The organism is Brucella sp. LJL56 (genome assembly GCF_054871705.1).
In genome coordinates this window covers 699,973-715,187 of record NZ_JBTXLQ010000002.1, presented here as the reverse complement: position 1 = coordinate 715,187, position 15,215 = coordinate 699,973, and the positions used below count along the sequence as shown (strand labels likewise).

Below are 15,215 nucleotides of genomic sequence, written 5' to 3'. Positions count from 1 at the left end.
GGTGTAGCCAGTCAGCAAAATCCACTTGGATTACCAAGTCAACATTCTGAATTTAAAAGAATATCTCTTCAGCGTTGTTGCACACGGCAGATCAAATAATGAGAACGGATTGATTTTTGGTGCGAACGGGCGACAGTGATGGAACAGGTTTTGTCGATTAAACATGATCGAGCGCAACGAGATGAGGCACGACCAAAGGAAAGAAATCGCTGTGTATATACTGGCCGAGCGTTGAGCGATCGAACATGGTATCGACCAGACCGATATCCTTGATTACCGGTATCTGCATGCGGCGCGCAGCTTTCTCCAATTGCAGGGCGTCCTCATCTGACGCTTTCCCGGCTATTAGCGGCATCGGTGTTTCGCCCTTAACAAATCGAATGGCGATTGCCCGCCTTTTACCTGAGAAGACGAGCGTTGGACCGGCTTTCGCGCGTTGATAGGGAGTGGAAACCGCTTCCTGTCGCAAACGATTGAACTCGCGTCGAATATACGGATCACCCTCGATATCGCGATGCTCGCGCCGGTATTCGCTGCGCGTCATTTTCATGTCACGGCCAAAAAGCCAGCGCTGGACAGGAATATCGGCCAGCCCAAGAAGGACGAAGCTCAGCGCTCCAGTTACTGCAAAGGCAACCAGTGCACCGAAAGCTACCGGGACAAGGCAGCCCGGCGCGCACACAGGCGCTTGAAAGATGGGCGACAGCCAACTGGCGCCAATGGCAATGAAAATGGATGAGAGCAGTACGACCTTGGTTATTCCCTTGATGAACTCAATGAGATTGCGCAGGGACGCCAAACGTTTGAACCCTGTGACCGGGCTAAGCTGACTGAACTGGGGCTTCACCGGCTCGAAGGAGAAAATCAATCCCTTCATCATCATGATGGCTGTGGGCACGAGAGATAAAAGCATTATCGCCAGGGCTGATCCCATCATGGTCAGGAACAGCCAGAATACCATCATCATTGCCTGTCGGGCCAGCAACTCGAACGGTTGGCTGCCCGCCAGTGCAACGATCTCGATCAGTTCCATGAAACGTGCATAGAACCAGCCACGAAAGAAATAAAACAGCCCCAGTACCGCGATAAAAGATACAGCAGTCAACAAATCGCGGCTGCTGGCTACCTGACCCCGCTTCCGCGCATCCTTGAGTTTTTTGGCTGACGCAGGAAAACGTTTTTCTTCAGTATCTTTGTCAGCCATCATTCAATCGCTTCTGTCCGGATTTTCACTTGAAGCGGAACACAAATGTTCTGTGCTATGGCGTTTGCGGTTCCATATCTTGAGGTTGTTCGGGGGCTTCCTCAGTTCCGTAGATATATCGACGTGCGGCTCGAACCGATGGCGCAGAAGGTGGCGGCCCCATGCGGCGTCCTTCGATCAGGTCTTTCTCGCTTTCAACCATGCGCTGAAGATTAAAGGCATTTGCACAGCCTGGGGGTAGATGCGGCCCGACCTGTGAGACTTTCATATACTGGGTTCCCGCCGATGTTGGTTCCTGGTCGGCGGGCGCTGTCAGGCAAGCATTGGGGACTAGAACCGAACCTTGCACACCTTTGGCACCGTCGCTTTGACCGGTGGGAACATAACTATAATCATTTGAATGGTCCGGTTCCGGGGCAGGTGTTGCACATGCTGAAAGGAGGATAATCGGAAGGATCCTGCCAAGACCGGTTATGTGAAAAGCCATTGGCGTCCTCCTCACTTGATTATCAGTCCCATGGACGGTGCATTCCTGGTCCGCGGCGGTTTCTTTCGCGCGGGTCGGTCGATCGGGGTTGCCAGATCGCGGCTGCTGACGGGATTGACGATGTAGGGTGTGATCAAGACCACCAGCTCGGTCTCCCGTTTCTGAAATCTTTCCGATCGGAACAGACTTCCAAGGATCGGCGTGTCTCCGAGAACGGGGACTTTCTCAAGATTGCGGGTCATGTTTTGCTGAAACAGTCCCGCCAGCGCAAAAGTCTGTCCACTTCCGACTTCAACGGTGGTGTCGACCCTGCGAACGACGAAGCTTGGATAACTGAAACCGTCGGACCCCGCAGATGCATTGATGCTGGAGATTTCGCTAACCTCCGGTTTGACATGCATGGCAATGCGGTTCTTTCCGATAACGGTCGGAGTGAAATTTAGCGAAACCCCGAAGGGCTTGTATTCGACAGTGTAGACGCCCTGGCCCTGTGGCACCTGGATAGGAATTTCTCCACCTGCGAGAAAATTGGCAGGTTGTCCGCTGACCGCAGTCAGATTTGGTTCGGCGAGTATTTTTACCAGGCCGTTGCGTTTGAGTGCTTCAATCACAACATCAAACTTGAAACCGCCTGATGTCGATCCGCCGGCTCCTAGATTGCCGCCGCCGTCAGGAATAGCGTTATTACCGAATATTCCCAACTTGAGACCATTCGATTCATATCCGAATTCCCAGTCGATGCCGTAAGATTGCAGTTCGCTGCGCGCTACTTCCGCAAAGCGGACGCGAATATTGACTTGCTGTGACCCTCCGCCCAGAGTCGAATTGTTGATCGGTGGCTGATCGGGAAGGGAAAAGCTGCGGGCCACATTCTCTGTCGCCAGTGCGTCATCGATATTGCCAGCCTGGCCATCCACGATGAGCTGGTTGCCGCTGAACGTCAGATTGGTGGTTGAAGTTGGGGCTGCTGCCTGATTTGCGCGGTTGGCTGCCCGGGCATTGTTGGCGACGACGATCTGGGTTGCCGCCTGAATCTTGCGAGCCCTGGTCATCGCTATGAGATTGGTTGCGCCTGGCTTCACGCCGTACACATAGACAACGTCCGGGGCAACGACCTGAAGCTCGGCAATGGTTGAGTCCGCCATGAAAACGGATTCGACGGGTTCGTTGAAACGTATGATACGACCTTGCCCGACAGGTAAGTCGATAGCCGTTTGGCCCGACAGGCGTAAGGCGTCCTGGGCACTTGCCGTTCCGCATAGCAATAAAGTCAGCGCGCCAATGAACGCTAGAATACGGCAACATGCCAGCCGGAAAACATATCCAGGACATAGCTGTCGTAATGCGAATTCATCCATGTTTTATTGTTCCCACTCTTATTGTCTCATGCCTGTTGTGAGTGACCGACGTCCTGCATACGATTGGTCAGCCTGCCTTGAACGCTATTCCCGGAGCTTGATCCGGTAACCGTTCCCAACGGCTGCACATTGAATTCAAAGGCCAACTCCTGATAGGACAATACCGAGATATCGACGCCGTGATGGACGAGCAGGGCGCGCAGATGCGGGCGAATATCCGCAGCCGTAATAACGACGGGCGCGGTATCAGCCGTTGAGCGTGCGTTCAATTGCTTGATCTGCTGGGCAATGCTGCGAAGAGCGTCATCGGATAAATCGAGTACCGCGCCTGTGCCCGCATGTCGGAGTGCACTTCGTACGTCGTGCTCGGCGGAACGTTCAAGAATGAACGCGGCGATAACATGATTGTCATCGGCTGCCGCAAAGCTGATCTGTCTTTTCAAGGCCATACGAATTTTTTCATTTAGTGCACGCGTCTCCTCGTTCCCGGCCTCAATGAGCGCTTCCAGGATGACGCGCAGGTTGCGTATCGTCACGCCTTCTGCGACGAGCATTCGCAGTACCTCCAGCACTTTCGTGGTCGGCATCGCTTCCTTCACCTGAGCCACAAGCTCTGATGAGGTTTTGCTCAGATCTTGCAGGAGATTATTGGTCTCCTGAATGCCGATGAAATGCTGGGAGTACGTCCTGAAAACAAAACCCAGCAAAGGCCCCACAATGTTTCCTATTGGTCGGAAAGGAATATCGGCCCCGGCAAGGAGGGTCTGATGATCCCCAGCAACCAGAAATATCTGCCTCAGACCCTGTATCTTCATCAGGTTGTCGCCGGAAATGCCGGCCAGTTCGAGATGGGCCGGGTCCTCATCGACAAGAACGCAACCAGACGGAATCTCCATTTCAAGCACTGGCACATCATCAAGATCGATGAGTAACTGGCGTGGCTTGAGTTTCCCGTCGACAAGCCGAGGAACCGGAGGCACGTCGATGCCAAGTTCACTGCCGATAAGGCTACGCGCTTCATTTTGCGATAACTGCAACAGATCGGCGGGCATATCTGTTGCCAGCTCCGTACCAATTCGAATGACGAGCGGTGAATCATAGACCGGCAAGTGCTCTTTGCTGTCGTCATCGTCGGACACCTGCCGTAGCTGCACCGTTTCGCCGGCTTCCTTATCTTCGCCGACCTGATTACGTTGCATGGCATAACCGGCGACACCGAGAAGAAGGCCGAGCATGATAAATACCGGCATAGGGAAGCCGGGGACGATCGCCAGAACGAACATGATTAGGCTGGCCATGATCAGACTTCGCGAATTGCGCAGTAGCTGTGACGTAATCTGGCGTCCCAGGTCACTGCCATTTTCAGCGCTGGCAACACGCGTAACCATCGTACCGGCAGCAACGGCGACCAGAAGCGCCGGAATTTGAGCCACAAGACCGTCACCTACCGAAAGCAGGGAATAAGTCATACCAGCCTCTGCAAACCCCATTTCGTGCTGCAGAACTCCAACAGCGAGGCCGCCGATGAGATTGACGAAAATGAAAACCATTCCTGCAAGCACATCGCCTTTGACGAACTTCATGGCACCGTCCATGGCACCGAAGAACTGGCTCTCCTGCTCGAGTGTTTGGCGCATCGCGCGTGCTTGGGCCTGATTGATGTCACCGTTACGCAATTCGGCATCAATACTCATCTGCTTGCCAGGCAGGGCATCCAGCGTGAAACGTGCTGCGACCTCGGCAACCCGCTCCGCACCTTTGGCGATCACTACGAACTGCGCAATCGTAATGATGAAAAATATGATCAGACCAACGGCAATACTTCCGCCAACCACGAAGTTCCCGAACGCCGTAACAATTTCACCCGCATCCGCCTGCAAAAGAATGAGGCGGGTTGTTGTGATGGTGATCGCCAGTCGAAAAAGGGTTGCGATCAAGATTGCGGAGGGCAGCGCAGAAAACTGGAGGGGCGTGGTTGCATAAAGCGAACTGAGCAGGATGAGGACGCTGAATGCGATGTTAAGCGTGATGAGTCCGTCTACAGCCCAGGTAGGCAGCGGAATAACCATCATGCTGACAGCTACCAGAACCAGCACGGCGATAACGATATCGCTGGTGTTCCGTGCTCTTGTGAGGAAACGGGATATCCTGTTCATCATGCCCCGATCTCTGCCCGCATTTTCACAAACAGGTTAAAAGCCTGTCGGGCTTCTTCCTGACGCCCCGCTGCATAAAGAGCGCGGCTTTTCAGCAAGTGAAGCGCCGGATCACGCCTGTCATCCAGTACTTCCAGCCGTGAGATTGTTTCGAGAGCCTTGTCGGCTTCACCATCAAGCGTGAGAAGGTAACTGAGCGTCCGAAGGACCCCGACATCGTCCGGGGACAACTGGGCCGCAATCAAAAGATAAGCCGCTCCCCGTTTGACCTGCCCATGACATCCGTAGACATAGCCAAGCAGATGCAGCAACTGAACGGTGTCACGAGGATTTGTCAGTGCTGGTCTCCTCGCGCAGCCGATCGGAAAAACTGTTGTGGCGGCTGATTTCATCATCAATCAATGCGACTGTGAGCGAGCGTAGATTTCCGTTTCCCTCCAGCGGCATCAGACCACCATCGATATATTCGCCGAGTAGTTGCGCTGCATGCCGGATGATCGAGACATCGACAATGCGCGGGCGCACGAATTCGGTGAGAATTTCGTTGAGGGTGTCGCTGTTTTGCAGAGACGCGAAGGTCATTTCAGATGGTGCGGCCTCGCTCGCATCAGGCTCTGTCGTACCTTGCGCGGTTCTGCGCTTGCGAAGCGCATCAATGGCCTTCAGATTCTGGCGCTCGATTTCTTTGCCGTGAACTGCTTGGGAGCGCCCAATATTCTGGATGTCGCCTGGCGGGCCTGGGTCAAGGCGGATTGCATCCATGCGTCGCGTCATCGGTAGTTTAGAGCAATTGTTGCCCCCTTCTTGCTGAGGTGAAGCGATTTCTCGCCAATCTTGCTGATCATCCAGCCATCTTCCACATAGGCGCCCTCATGATAACGAGTGCCATCTCCTGCCAACACGTAGGAATTCGGCCCGAACCAGATGGCTTGTAGGGCAAGGCGAGGGGGCGTGCCGACACCGCTGACAGTGACGTTCGAAGTCAGCACGAGTCTGTCACCATAGCTCCGATCAAACCAGGACTGTATATTTAGCCATGCTTCGCTTTTCTCCTTGGCTAAAGCGCCCGAAGCCACGAGGCGGTTTTTTTCGACTGCCAAAGTCACTCCGCTGATGCCTGCCTGGTCCAGTTGAGCGGCCAACAGGCCTTGGGCGACAGCCGGAGTTTCTGCCTTGTCCGGCGTGGCAGCTTGCATCGTACTGCCACTATCAGCACCTGGCCCAGCGCCTACCGGCGGGCTCATCCATGCGTGTGCCGCAAGAGACGCAAAGACGCCGATACAACAGACCACAGCCGCAACTGCCGTCGTTGGGCGTTTAAAAAAGCTTTTTGGCTCGGGCTGAGACGGAGCACAGATCACCATCTGTGCATCGCCGACGACGATGTTCACAGGTAATCGGCTGCGATAACCGTGTCCCTTGGCGATGTGATGAGTATCAACTTCAACATCACCACCGACGGCCTCGATTTCGACGCGGGTACCTGCAGGCCGCACCAGCACGTGACGAGCGGCAATACCTGCGTCTTTTAAAACAATATCAGCTTCAGCGTCGGAACCGATGACGTAAGCTGAACCATCAAGCGAGATGGTTGCGCCTTGGTGTAATCCTGCGGCGACGCTCAGTCGAACATTCCCATCCGCAAAGCCGCTACGCCATTTTTCCAGTAAAACGGGCAGGGCGTGCATCGGCTTGTTATCCTCCCGGCAAAATTGCCCGACCGGACCGTCCGGCCGGGCAGAATCGTGTCAGGACACGCTCGTATTAGCGACCGGACTGGCCGACCGCATCTGCTACACGGTTGCGTGACTGACCTTTGGCCTTGTCAGTTTCGACCATAAGGTTAAACTTGGTCATTGCGAGCTGAAAGGCTTTCTGCTCTTGCCAGAAAGATTTCAGTTCGTTCACATTCCCGCCGGTCGTATCGTCTACTTGTGTCACTGGGGGTCTCCTTGAGTTCGAACTTCATGCCCGACAGTAACGGCCGGGCATGTTCTCAGGTGCAGCGCGATACTAGCTTGGGGTTCCAAGTTCGGAAAATCCATTTGGTTCAGCGTTGGTCAGACGCGCTGGCGGTCGTGAAAACCCGACTATTTCGCGATTTTCGTGAGTGGAGCAACGACGTGGGAGTGGGAACAATGGCTGTCGTCCGCGGCCATGGTGGAAGTTAAAATTCGCCTGCGACACGTCGAACGATCCCCGCTCCCAGTTCACGGTGCCCCACTGTGACGCGGTCTTGTTCGGGAATTTCATCGGCAAATTTCAGTTTCAGTCGGGCAACTACGATTTCCGATGCGTGTAAGCTCCATCCGTGGAAGCAGCACCATCCATCCGTAACGATCTCGTCCAATGCCAGTTCGACGTCGCTAAGTGGTCGATTCTCCACCGCAAGTTCACGATTCCTGAGTGCGGAGGTGATGACATCTTCGCCGAGAAGGGTCTGGAGGCGGATCGCCTGTCTCCTGTCAATGATACCGGCGATCGCATTTGCCCTAAACACGGCACCACTACGCAAGATGAGTTCACCGAACCTGACAGAGGGGATCAGCGCGATTGATCGGTCTTCTTCCCCAATCAGCTCCCCTGCAGGAGAGGGTAGATCGTAATGCGCGATCAAGCGTTGAGACAAGCGCCGTCGCAGGCGACGGCTCCTTAAGAGCAGATCGCATTGTGTCAGTGAAATACGATTATCAAAGCATGCAGAAAGTTTCTCGGGCACGACATAGTCGGCAGGCTGGTCGAGAAAGCTGCGCCACGCTGTGTCAGTTTCATCCATTCGGCGAGGCCGTTCTGTTGGATGGAGGCAGAACCTCGCCGATTCTGTATTCTCCATTTTTGCGTCGGTTGACGAGCAGGAATATCCAGACAGCCAATACTGATATAGCCGCTACGAGGGCGCTGATCAGCCAGATCGCTGGCACCACACTGTCCGGATGCAGCCATAGTCCAAGAAAGGATGTATAACCCTGAACATCCCCGCCTGCCTCTGCGGGTGCGGCGACGGGAACCAGAACCACTGAAACCTTGTCATAGGACAGCCCCGCGACACCGTTGGCAACAAGCATCTTCACCTGGGGGATCAAACTGTTCATCGGAACGGATGTCTTGTGTCGGATGAACACTGAAGCCGAGGATGGCACCAGATTTTGCCGAAGTGGGTCGTTTTCGGGCAAGACCAGATGTACGCGCGCGGAAAGCACGCCATCAATATCCAGGATTGTCTTGGATAGTTCCTGGCTTAGACCGTAAATCATGCGAGCCTTTTCCTGAACGGGTGAGGAGATCAGGCCATCATTCTTGAATACGTCGCCAAGGCTTTCAAAACTCTGCTTTGGAAGTCCATTCTCATTGAGAATGGCCATGGCATCCGCAAAACGGTCTTTTGGAACGGAAACGGTTATCCTGCCGCTTTTACTGTTTTCCCGCTCTGCGGGTATGCCTTTGCGGGCAAGTGCAGCCACGACTTCGTTTGCCTGACGCTGATCGAGATCGGTATAAAGCTCGACAGTACAGGCCTGCAGCATCAGAAATGAGATGAGCAGGAACAGGGCACGAACCCTGGAGGAAACCATAAGCGCGTTCAAACCCGTTGCCTCAACATAAGAGATAAGTGCATGCCGCTCGCCTATTGTTGCTTTACCAGGGTATTAACCGATGTGGAGGCAGCGGCGACGCTACTCGTCGCCAGCGATGCGCTGAAGCTGGCCCAGGAAATAGAAACGTAACGATCCAGAACATCATCCAAACTTGCCAGATCCTGACCACCATTTGAACGCTCGTTTGCCCGGTCATGTGCAGTCGTGCCTTGGGAGGAACCCGGCGCTTCTTTTGCCTGCGCGGCATTTTTTCCAGCCAGCATGTTCTGGGCGTTTTCGACAATGCCAACGAAGGATTTCACGCCGGAGTTCATGAAAGAACTGGGTGACAGTGACCGGACGTCAGTGCCTGCTTTATCAAGATAGTCGAGCAACTTCTCGGCTTTGATACTGGCTGAGCCGTTCAACTCCGATGACGAACGATCAGTTCCTTGGTTTTGCAAGGTCTTCGTATTGGTAGAAGCTGGATCGGCCTGTGCGACTTGCGTTGCCCGCGTTTCAGTAACTTTTTGAGCCGTCATGCTGGCCTGCTGTTCTTTTACCCGCAGAGCCGTTTCCGCTTCTGTCAGACCTGTGGGAGGGGCTGCGGCCACATTCGAAACGGGGCTCGCAATGGTCAACATCTGTGTCGAAATCAATCCGGATGCGGTGGGTGCAACTTGCATGGCGTGCTCCTCAATTGACTTTTTCCAGCGTCGGCGAGCCGACGTCGACTGATTGTGCCTGCGTTTGCCGCCCGCGAAATACGCGCACATTCGTGGGAACGTTGGATACGGTTTCTGCGGTCGTGAACGTGCCGACGGTTTCCTTGACGAGAGCGATGTAGGCAGGTGGGCCCGATATGGATGCAGCCTTTTGCTCGTGATCAATCCGAACCGGGAACCGTGGATCGACAAGCCCAAGATTATCAAGTCGCTGACTGATACCATCAAGCGCTCTGTCGTCCATGGACAGAACTTCGGTGCGATTTTCGGTCTCGTTGCTGATGTGTAGTGTGGATCCGTCGAAATACCAGACCAGGCCGTAACGGTTGCAAACCCACTCAAGGAACTCCTTCGCGTTGCCTTCCGGCACACTTGCGGTAACACGTCCTTTGATTTCAGGGCTCATCTGGATGGATATCCCGATATTTCGGCCGAATTCGGTTAACGTGTCACGCACCGACTGATCGATAACCATGTACTTGTAAGGACCCTTGGGCCATTCAGGTTCGGTGGCCCAGCCCAAACTGGCGCATGTGAGTACAATTGCGAAGCCAATCCCGAAGGCGGACATAGTCTCCGACCGGCGTTGCCGAGCGCGATTTCGGTCAGCTTTTCGCATCTAACCACACAAGATTGAGCTGGGATCATCCATTGTGGAAGGATACCGGCTCGATGGCACAACGGAAAATCCAAATGGAACGGGAGATCGACGAAAACTGCATTATTGATCGCAAGATTGTTTCGCAGACGGCTTCGGGAGAATGGTGTGGTGAAAAAAGACACGGGTGTCTTCCAGCTCGATGCCTGGAGGCGCAGCACCGGGATCGCTACCGTGGTTGTCTGTTTGATCCTCGCGGTTACCGCTGCAACTCCACTGTGTGCACAAACCGTGGGGTATGACCCTAGAACCTGGGTTTTTGATGAGGAAGCCAATGTCATGTTGGCGCCCGGAGATCTGTTGTCCCCAGGTGATCGCGAGCCTGTTGATCGCAACAGGGAACCCGTACCGAAGCGGATTGTAAACTATTCAGGGTCGGAGCCGACTGGCACCATAATCGTAAATACGACCGCAAAGCGGCTTGACCTGGTTCTGGGGGGCGGAAAGGCAATGCGATATTCTGTGGGAGTGGGACGCGAGGGGCTCAGTTGGTCGGGGCGTGACCGAGTGTCTGCCAAAAAACAGTGGCCTGATTGGCGTCCGCCGGCTGAGATGCGGGAGCGCGAAAATCTGAAAGGACGTTCGCTGCCTGCCTTTGTTCCCGGCGGACACAACAATCCGCTCGGCGCCCGGGCGCTTTATATCGGCTCCACCCTCTATCGGATCCACGGAACAAACCAACCGTGGACTGTTGGCACGGCGACTTCCTCGGGATGTATTCGGTTGACCAATGAAGATGTTGTCGACCTTTACGAGCGGGTACCGGTTGGTGTCGGTGTCATCGTGCAGAATTGAGCGTTGAAGAGCAGAAAAATAAACGCCGCTGGACGCGGCGGGAAAAAAGAGGGGAAGATGCGGTTTGGTTTAGCAGTGACTCTCGGCACTCTCTTGCTGGCAACCGGTTGTCAGACGACGAGCGAAAAAACCGTTAAGAAAACTTCGGAGCCGACGTCTCAATCGGAGCGATTGGCAAAGCTGGCCAAAGACATCGAGGGTCGTGGGGAGGCTGACACGGCCTTGCCTCTCTATGCGCGTGCCGCCGCGATGCCGGAGGCAAGCGCGGCAATCATGGTACAGTCCGGGGATGCCTATTCTCGTGCGGGGCAACCTGAAGAGGCGATCAGTGCATATAAGGCGGCTCTGGCCAAATCGCCTGACAACGGACCGGCACTGCTGGGGATGGGAACTGCGCTGGTTCAGATCGGTGACCTATCAGCCGGTGTTAGTGCCCTGACCTCCGCTGCACCAGTGGTTGGTACGAGTAGCGCCTATAATCGTCTCGGTGTTGCTCTGACCATGACGGGACAAACACAAAGCGCTATCGCGGCATATCAAAAAGCACTGAGCATGGCACCCGCAGATGTCGATATCCAGTCGAACCTGGCGCTGGCTGCTGCTTTGCAAGGTGATGCCTCGGTGGTGGAGCAGGCAGCACATACAGTCGAAGCCTCTGGAGCTGCCGAGCTTCATCACAAGCGAAACATAGTGCTGGCTTATGGCCTGATCGGTCATGATCAAGAGGTTCGTTCCTCCACCCCGGCGGGACTAACCAGTGGTGAAGTCGACAAAATCCTCAAACTGGCAAAAAAAGCGCGTACGAAAGGGTCAGTAACGGCCAAGGCAGCAGCGCTTCACGATATCATGAGCGGATGAATGCCAGTTCGCAATGGTTGGGCCGGATCGACATATCTGGAAAATTTGAAGTCGCGATGAGCTGATTTCGTCAGCCACGACAGTGGGATGCGGATCAGAGCTGAGGCAGAGGAAAAAGCAATATCCTGCACGATCAGGTTTTAGGCTTTCAAGATAGCATGCACGCTGTTGGGGGAGCTGGCCCAGTGGTCCTGCCGGGTTCAAGTCAGTTGTCCATATGTCAGTAGTGAAGTCAAACGCCAGTATAATCCACTGAATCCACAGGCCAAATGCGCTGTTTGACTGGTCTGCCTGACTGGTGTTACCAACGTGTCTCCCAATTGGGAGGGAGAACGCGGCGTGGGGGAACAATTCCGAGGCTAGGGAGAGCCGCATGAGTTTTAACGCTGCATATGTTTTCGAGGGACGGTCTTATCGATCCGGACGAACTCTGACTTTTTTCACCCGTGCGCGGACTGCATGGGGAATGTCAGCTTTGGGTCTTGCGTGTCTGTTGAGACCATGCGCGAGCCGTCCGTGACCTCTCCTGACCGCCGCCCAGTCGAAATGCGTGACATGGCGGGTGAAATTCTCACCTTGCTGCGGACACAGCTCAATGACATGACGCCGCAGATTCAGACGGCTGCAAGATTTATTCTCGACCGGCCGCAAGACGTGATGCTCCTGTCGATGCGAGAACTGGCAAGCGCGGCAGGTGTCTCGCATTCGACGATAATGCGCTTGTCGGAATGGTTGGGGCTTGATGGATACGCTGCACTGCGTCAGGTCTTCATCAGCTCATTTCGGGAGGGGACTGTTGTCGTAACTGCGGAATCGGGCGTGCCGGAAAAAGCTGGCGACGAGGGGAGGACCCCTGCGTTGATCGCGTCCTCGATCAAGGATCTGGCGGCTGACAAAGTTCAGGCGCAACTTGCCGATGCGGCAGAGCGGCTCATGAAGGCACGGACGATTGTCCTTGTTGGCTCGGCTCAGGAAAGCCCGGTGGTTGGTCATGCAAGGCAACTTTTTCAAGCCCTCGGTTCCCGGGTGCAAACATCTGAACAGTTTCATGCCGCCGATGCTGCTCAAGAAGATATATGCCTGCTCGTAATCTCCGTGCGGCCCCATGGAGATGAACCTAAAGATGCCATCCGCCTGGCGAAGCAGCTTGGTGTTCCTTCGCTTGCGATAACCGACAGTTCGAAAGCACTGGTTGCGAGGATGGCTGATGTACCGGTCATTTTTCGCCCGGCGTCGATAGCACTCAATATTCCCAGCCTAACCCCCGCCATCGCCGCCATAGAAGCAATTGCCTCGATCTGGCGGCGAAATGCCGGGTAGTTCGTGCCGTTTATAACGCAATGCCGGGATTGACCATCAGTGACGCGATAATTTCTACGGAAGCGATTGTTGCCGCTAGCGTTGGTGTGGTCTGCGATACTTGTGAGGGCAGTATGATCACATGGGAAAACCGTGTGATCGACGATGCCGGGCAGTTGGTAAGTGCAACTATTCGTGCGCCCCGGCGCCCTGCATATCGTGCCGTATTTGTGACTTGAGGAATTGAGGCTCCCATACACACGGCCAGCATTGCGTCGCGAGGCCCCAGCGATTTGATCTCTGTCGGGGCGCCTGTTGCTGAATCGAATGAAACAGCCTTGCGCCCGATCGCCTGCATCAGGTCCCCGAAACGGTGGGCTACGGTTAGCTCTGCCTCGCTGGTCACGCAGATGACGCGATCCGCATCAGCCAGTATGGTGGCCGCTTCCCCATAATGCTGGATTCTGTCTTGCAGGCCGCACCGCTCCACCTCCTTAGCCAACCATTCGAGGCTGTCACTGGATGTCTGTTGTCCCCAATCGTTGTCTGTCGAACCCTCAGTTCCAGTCCAGGTTCCTGCTTTTATTCCTTCCCTGAAGATCGCACGCAATGCGTCATAACCGTCTAACCCCGTCCATTCCGCGAGTCGTACCATTGTGGAGTGAGATACTCCCACCTGTTTGGCTTGCATGCGCATTGAATTAAGAGCGACGTCAACTGGATGCGACAGCACGAAACGCGCTGCGGCGCGCAAACCTTGCGGCATGGTTTCCAGTTGCTCGGTCAGCCGTTCGTTAAAACGTTGAAAGTCATCGCTGACTAGGTCAGCGATCTCCTGTTCGATATTCCTCTGGTGTTTGGGCATAGAAAATCGAGCTCCTCCGATTTATGCCCCCTGCCGCTTTGCACCACCTTCACTCCTCCTTTCGGTTGTAGGTTAAAACATCGACTATTCACCTTAATCAGAATCCGTATTCGGGCGATCCAGATGCGATTTCAGACCACCTTAATTGAAAATTTCATCGTACATCGACCAGGCCCTCCAGAAGGCCGTTAATCTCACCAAAGAAGGATAACTCGCCCTTCAAATAGGTGAGCAGAAACGCTGCATAGAGGAGAAGCAGGACCGTGAATGACAGTGATTTCACGGCGAGCGACATGGCAAAAATATTAAGATGCGGTGCCGCGCGCGACACCAGTGCAAGCAAAATATCCGAGAGCAACAGGCCGACGATAAGCGGGAATGCGAGAGCCAGGGCCATGGTGACAATCCGTGTGCAAAGATTAAGAAAAAGCGTAACACTCTCGGTGCGAAAAACCGGGGTGAACTGATCGACTGGCCATATGCGATAACTCGTATAGACTATATCGAGCATCAGCAACAATCCGCCCAGCGACAGGAAAATAACGATCATGACAATGCTGAAAAGCGTACCCGTTATGCTGGTTTCATGAGTCATCATGGGATCGATAAGCGATCCCATAGTCACACCGCGCTGAAGATCCACAATGTCGCCTGCTGCTTCCGCCGCCCAGAATGGGAGGCTCATGACAAAGCCGAGTGTGGCGCCAAGAAACATTTCTTTCATGCCCAGCGCCACCATTGTTGTCGGGCCCATATTCGTGTCCACAACGGTCTTGTAAACAAGCGGCATGAGCGGAATCGACAAGGCGATGGCCACACCGTTGCGCAGGAGACCAGCAATGCGCGCGCGTGTGAACAAAGCCATCAGGATCATCAGGCCGACCATGCGTGCCATTGCCAGCGCCGCAACAAAAACCACGACATGGACCTGGTGAAGCGCTGAAAAGATTCCACTGCTCGATGTCATCGCGTCGCCCCCGGAAACTCCTCGAAAGCAACCGTTGCCTGGCGTGCGATATCCTGACCAACTATCGGCCCGAAAATAAGGATCACGACCAGAATGACGACAATCTTGATTGCTTGAGGCAACGACTGATCTTGAATCTGGGTCAAAGCCTGGAGGAGGCCGACGATCACTCCAACGACCAGAGCAGCTATGATCACAGGCGCTGATGCATAGAGCACTGATAATAGTGTGCCCTGAACCCTTGTGAGAATGAGATCATCTGTCATTG

The 15,215-nt window shown here is 54.5% G+C and carries 17 protein-coding genes; 3 read left to right on the top strand and 14 right to left on the bottom strand.

Going from position 1 to position 15,215, the window contains the following annotated elements:
* Positions 1-157 precede the first annotated feature (157 nt).
* The 11 genes from ACYSN1_RS11875 to ACYSN1_RS11825 all read right to left on the bottom strand — a co-directional run bounded on the left by ACYSN1_RS11875 (position 158) and on the right by ACYSN1_RS11825 (position 10,076).
* A complete protein-coding gene (locus ACYSN1_RS11875) occupies positions 158-1,207 on the bottom strand; it encodes an EscU/YscU/HrcU family type III secretion system export apparatus switch protein (protein WP_461725833.1) in 1,050 nt (349 codons plus the stop codon).
* Between the two features lie 495 nt (positions 1,208-1,702).
* The gene (locus ACYSN1_RS11870) at positions 1,703-3,049 is read right to left on the bottom strand and encodes a type II and III secretion system protein family protein (RefSeq protein WP_461725832.1); all 1,347 of its coding nucleotides are present in this window, start codon (positions 3,047-3,049) and stop codon (positions 1,703-1,705) included.
* A 26-nt stretch (positions 3,050-3,075) separates the two neighbouring features.
* A complete protein-coding gene (sctV, locus tag ACYSN1_RS11865) occupies positions 3,076-5,208 on the bottom strand; it encodes a type III secretion system export apparatus subunit SctV (protein ID WP_461725831.1) in 2,133 nt (710 codons plus the stop codon).
* Positions 5,205-5,516, bottom strand: coding sequence for a hypothetical protein (locus ACYSN1_RS11860; RefSeq protein ID WP_461725830.1), 312 nt, complete (start codon positions 5,514-5,516; stop codon positions 5,205-5,207). The genes sctV and ACYSN1_RS11860 overlap by 4 nt, the downstream gene beginning before the upstream one ends.
* A gap of 10 nt (positions 5,517-5,526) precedes the next feature.
* A complete protein-coding gene (locus ACYSN1_RS11855; protein WP_461725829.1) occupies positions 5,527-5,967 on the bottom strand; it encodes a hypothetical protein in 441 nt (146 codons plus the stop codon).
* An 8-nt stretch (positions 5,968-5,975) separates the two neighbouring features.
* On the bottom strand, positions 5,976-6,893 hold the full coding sequence (locus tag ACYSN1_RS11850) for a SctD/MshK family protein (protein ID WP_461725828.1): 918 nt from the start codon (positions 6,891-6,893) through the stop codon (positions 5,976-5,978).
* A 76-nt stretch (positions 6,894-6,969) separates the two neighbouring features.
* Positions 6,970-7,146, bottom strand: coding sequence for a hypothetical protein (locus ACYSN1_RS11845; RefSeq protein ID WP_461725827.1), 177 nt, complete (start codon positions 7,144-7,146; stop codon positions 6,970-6,972).
* A 226-nt stretch (positions 7,147-7,372) separates the two neighbouring features.
* A complete protein-coding gene (locus ACYSN1_RS11840) occupies positions 7,373-7,981 on the bottom strand; it encodes a hypothetical protein (protein ID WP_461725826.1) in 609 nt (202 codons plus the stop codon).
* Complete coding sequence (gene sctJ, locus ACYSN1_RS11835; RefSeq protein ID WP_461725825.1) at positions 7,974-8,789, bottom strand: type III secretion system inner membrane ring lipoprotein SctJ; 816 nt, start codon at positions 8,787-8,789, stop codon at positions 7,974-7,976. The genes ACYSN1_RS11840 and sctJ overlap by 8 nt, the downstream gene beginning before the upstream one ends.
* 41 nt (positions 8,790-8,830) lie before the next feature.
* Positions 8,831-9,466: a hypothetical protein gene (locus ACYSN1_RS11830; protein WP_461725824.1), complete on the bottom strand. Its 636-nt coding sequence runs from the start codon at positions 9,464-9,466 to the stop codon at positions 8,831-8,833.
* A 10-nt stretch (positions 9,467-9,476) separates the two neighbouring features.
* Positions 9,477-10,076, bottom strand: a complete 600-nt coding sequence (locus ACYSN1_RS11825) for a type III secretion protein (RefSeq protein ID WP_461725823.1) — start codon at positions 10,074-10,076, stop codon at positions 9,477-9,479.
* A gap of 252 nt (positions 10,077-10,328) precedes the next feature.
* Between ACYSN1_RS11825 and ACYSN1_RS11820 the strand changes: the two genes are divergently transcribed.
* The 3 genes from ACYSN1_RS11820 (at position 10,329) to ACYSN1_RS11810 (ending at position 13,136) form a co-directional block, all read left to right on the top strand.
* Positions 10,329-10,958, top strand: coding sequence for a L,D-transpeptidase (locus tag ACYSN1_RS11820; RefSeq protein WP_461725886.1), 630 nt, complete (start codon positions 10,329-10,331; stop codon positions 10,956-10,958).
* A 3-nt stretch (positions 10,959-10,961) separates the two neighbouring features.
* Positions 10,962-11,816: a tetratricopeptide repeat protein gene (locus tag ACYSN1_RS11815; RefSeq protein WP_461725822.1), complete on the top strand. Its 855-nt coding sequence runs from the start codon at positions 10,962-10,964 to the stop codon at positions 11,814-11,816.
* A 486-nt stretch (positions 11,817-12,302) separates the two neighbouring features.
* The gene (locus tag ACYSN1_RS11810) at positions 12,303-13,136 is read left to right on the top strand and encodes a MurR/RpiR family transcriptional regulator (protein WP_461725821.1); all 834 of its coding nucleotides are present in this window, start codon (positions 12,303-12,305) and stop codon (positions 13,134-13,136) included.
* A 10-nt stretch (positions 13,137-13,146) separates the two neighbouring features.
* Here the strand turns inward: ACYSN1_RS11810 and ACYSN1_RS11805 are convergent, their stop codons facing one another.
* From ACYSN1_RS11805 to ACYSN1_RS11795, 3 genes are all read right to left on the bottom strand, one after another.
* Positions 13,147-13,980: a MurR/RpiR family transcriptional regulator gene (locus ACYSN1_RS11805; RefSeq protein WP_461725820.1), complete on the bottom strand. Its 834-nt coding sequence runs from the start codon at positions 13,978-13,980 to the stop codon at positions 13,147-13,149.
* A 154-nt stretch (positions 13,981-14,134) separates the two neighbouring features.
* Positions 14,135-14,947 carry a type III secretion system export apparatus subunit SctT gene (gene sctT / locus ACYSN1_RS11800; protein WP_461725819.1) on the bottom strand — a complete coding sequence of 271 codons (813 nt, stop codon included), beginning with the start codon at positions 14,945-14,947 and terminating at the stop codon, positions 14,135-14,137.
* Entirely contained in the window at positions 14,944-15,213 is a 270-nt protein-coding gene (locus ACYSN1_RS11795) for an EscS/YscS/HrcS family type III secretion system export apparatus protein (protein ID WP_461725818.1), read from the bottom strand. Before ACYSN1_RS11795 ends, sctT begins: the two co-directional genes overlap by 4 nt.
* Between the last annotated feature and the right edge of the window lie 2 nt (positions 15,214-15,215).

What these genes read in the sequence shown, in the direction of transcription:
- ACYSN1_RS11875 (WP_461725833.1), bottom strand. Translation starts at nt 1,207, where the DNA reads ATGATGGCTGACAAAGATACTGAAGAAAAACGTTTTCCTGCGTCAGCC.
- ACYSN1_RS11870 (WP_461725832.1), bottom strand. Translation starts at nt 3,049, where the DNA reads ATGGATGAATTCGCATTACGACAGCTATGTCCTGGATATGTTTTCCGG.
- sctV (WP_461725831.1), bottom strand. Translation starts at nt 5,208, where the DNA reads ATGATGAACAGGATATCCCGTTTCCTCACAAGAGCACGGAACACCAGC.
- ACYSN1_RS11855 (WP_461725829.1), bottom strand. Translation starts at nt 5,967, where the DNA reads ATGGATGCAATCCGCCTTGACCCAGGCCCGCCAGGCGACATCCAGAAT.
- ACYSN1_RS11850 (WP_461725828.1), bottom strand. Translation starts at nt 6,893, where the DNA reads ATGCACGCCCTGCCCGTTTTACTGGAAAAATGGCGTAGCGGCTTTGCG.
- ACYSN1_RS11840 (WP_461725826.1), bottom strand. Translation starts at nt 7,981, where the DNA reads ATGGATGAAACTGACACAGCGTGGCGCAGCTTTCTCGACCAGCCTGCC.
- ACYSN1_RS11830 (WP_461725824.1), bottom strand. Translation starts at nt 9,466, where the DNA reads ATGCAAGTTGCACCCACCGCATCCGGATTGATTTCGACACAGATGTTG.
- ACYSN1_RS11825 (WP_461725823.1), bottom strand. Translation starts at nt 10,076, where the DNA reads ATGTCCGCCTTCGGGATTGGCTTCGCAATTGTACTCACATGCGCCAGT.
- ACYSN1_RS11805 (WP_461725820.1), bottom strand. Translation starts at nt 13,980, where the DNA reads ATGCCCAAACACCAGAGGAATATCGAACAGGAGATCGCTGACCTAGTC.
- sctT (WP_461725819.1), bottom strand. Translation starts at nt 14,947, where the DNA reads ATGACATCGAGCAGTGGAATCTTTTCAGCGCTTCACCAGGTCCATGTC.
- ACYSN1_RS11795 (WP_461725818.1), bottom strand. Translation starts at nt 15,213, where the DNA reads ATGACAGATGATCTCATTCTCACAAGGGTTCAGGGCACACTATTATCA.